The 2298-nt window shown below is 48.5% G+C and carries 3 protein-coding genes; 2 read left to right on the top strand and 1 reads right to left on the bottom strand.

The window, feature by feature from the left end:
* Both AC1WIP_RS14750 and rhaM read left to right on the top strand, forming a co-directional pair.
* A partial coding sequence (locus tag AC1WIP_RS14750) for a CPBP family intramembrane glutamic endopeptidase (protein ID WP_481142542.1) occupies positions 1-638 on the top strand: 638 nt, incomplete at its 5' end.
* 42 nt (positions 639-680) lie between these two features.
* Positions 681-992, top strand: coding sequence for an L-rhamnose mutarotase (gene rhaM / locus AC1WIP_RS14745; protein ID WP_318703118.1), 312 nt, complete (start codon positions 681-683; stop codon positions 990-992).
* A 156-nt stretch (positions 993-1148) separates the two neighbouring features.
* Here the strand turns inward: rhaM and AC1WIP_RS14740 are convergent, their stop codons facing one another.
* Positions 1149-2144 carry a 2-hydroxyacid dehydrogenase gene (locus AC1WIP_RS14740; protein WP_481142541.1) on the bottom strand — a complete coding sequence of 332 codons (996 nt, stop codon included), beginning with the start codon at positions 2142-2144 and terminating at the stop codon, positions 1149-1151.
* Between the last annotated feature and the right edge of the window lie 154 nt (positions 2145-2298).

Raw genomic sequence — 2298 nt, 5'->3', positions numbered from 1 at the left:
ATGGTTTGACGGTGCTGTTCCTTTGGCTGTTCTTTTTGATCCGTAAAAAAAAGCTTGCTGTGGAGGCCAATCTTTCGGCATTTCCCCTGCGTATTCTTCCTCTTCTGCTCTTGCTGGGACTTTCTTTGAATGTATTTGTCTCCTTTGGACTGGGGCTTTTGCCGGAGTGGATGCTTGCGGATTATATGCAGGAGGTCACAGGGGTTTTTGGAAGCACGACGCTTTTGACGGTTGTGGCGCAGATCGTGGCGGCTCCCGTGGCAGAAGAGGTGATTTTCCGGGGCATGATTTTTTCCCGAATGAGAAAAGCGGTGCCTGTGGCTGCAGCTGCAGCAGTCAGCTCAGCGGCCTTCGGCTTAGTGCACGGACAGATCCTGTGGATGGCATATGCCTTCTTGCTGGGGCTTTTGTTTTGCGCAGTGGCATGGAAAACACGCTCCGTCCTTGCGGCAGTGGTGTTACATATAATGTTTAATTTAGGAGGGGTGGTGCTTCCTTATCTTCCTATAGGGGGAACGCCGGCAGCGGGCGTTTTGATTACTGCAGTGGCGGGCGCATTGTCCGTTGCTTTGCTGCTCCTGCTGTTTAGAAGCTGTTCCCGGAGGAAAGATACTGGTTGTGTTTCTCAGAATCCATGATAAAATAGAAGTAGCTAAAAAGAGACACAGGAGGCGACAGCTATGATAAAGGGCTTTAAAATGAAGCTATATCCCGGCAAGGAAGCGGAATATGAGAAGAGGCATAATGAGCTCTGGCCGGAAATGCAGGATATGATCCATGAGCATGGGGGCAAAAATTACAGTATCTTTCTGGACCAGGAGACCTTGACCTTGTTTGGCTATATCGAGATCGAGGATGAAGAGCTTTGGGCCAAGGGAGCGGACACCGCCATAAACCGCAAATGGTGGGATTTTATGGCGGATATTATGGAGACCAATCCGGACAACAGCCCGGTGAGCATTGATTTGAAGCCGGTTTTCCATTTAGATTGAAAAACGGCCTGCAATGATATGTAGTAGATAACGGGACAGACGCTTGAAATCTGCCCCGTTATTTTTAACTGTTCTGGGATTTTGTAAGCCTCACCCCATGCCGGCATGGCGTCAAGAATGGGGTGCCGGCTCTTAAAAAAGCATTGAGCACACCGCCTATTTTACGACATTCTGGCTGGGCTGTCCGCTCAGATAATCCCTTGCATTCTGCAGAGTGGTCTCTGCGATGGCACTAAGCGCCTCCTTTGTGAAAAATCCCTGATGGGAGGTGATCATTACATTGGGGAAGGAAAGCAGCCTGGCCGTGGTGGAATGCTCCAGGATTTCATCGGAGCGGTCCTCAAAAACATTTGGGGTCTCTTCCTCGTATACATCCAGCCCGACTCCCGCAAATTTATGCATGCGGATACCTTCGATGAGGTCGTCGGTTTTTACCAGGGCGCCCCTGGAGGTGTTCACCAAAATGACGCCGTCCTTCATTTTTTTGATGGTATCAATATTTATCATGTGATAAGTGGAATCCATCAAAGGACAGTGGAGGGAAATAAGATCGCTTTGCGCCAGCAGCTCATCCAGGGACACATATTCCACAAAATCCTTCAAGGCAGGATTCTCATATACGTCATAGGCGATCACCCGCATACCGAAGCCCCGGCAGATACGGCACATAGCCGCTCCGATTTTTCCGGTGCCGATGATGCCGGCGGTCTTTTCATAAAAATTAAAGCCCATCAGGCCGCTTAGGCTGAAGTCGTTTTCCCGTACCTTATTGTAAGCCTTATAAAGGCGTCTGTTGCATGCCAGTGCCAAAGCGATGGCATGCTCTGCCACGGCCTCGGGGGAATAGCCGGGAACCCGCATAACGCGGATACCGTATTCTTCTGCCTTCTCCAAATCCACGTTGTTGAAGCCTGCACAGCGCATGAGCACCAGCCCCACCTTTTTTTCATGAAGAATTTCTAAGGTTTTAGCGCCCACATCAGAGCTTACAAAGGCGCAGACTGCATCGCACCCCTCCGCAAGGGCGGCGGTTCTCGGGTCTAAATCAGATTTGATATATTCGATTTCAATATGGTTATTCTCTGCTTTGTTCAAAGCTGCGTCAAAGGAATCCCTGTCATAGCTTTTGGTGTCATAAAACAAAATTTTCATTTTCCTACCTCCTGTTAATTTGCAGACAAATTCCAAATGCTGTTACCTTGGGGCATATTTTTTCTTAGTGTCCCAAAAGTATTATAATACCATTCCTTCAAAAGAAAAATAACTATTTTCACAAATGGCTCTGGATAGAGTGAGCGTTCTGCTT

Source organism: Acetatifactor sp. (assembly GCF_982438285.1).
Note: the sequence above shows the minus strand (reverse complement) of the source record. Positions and strands in the feature narration are given on the sequence as shown.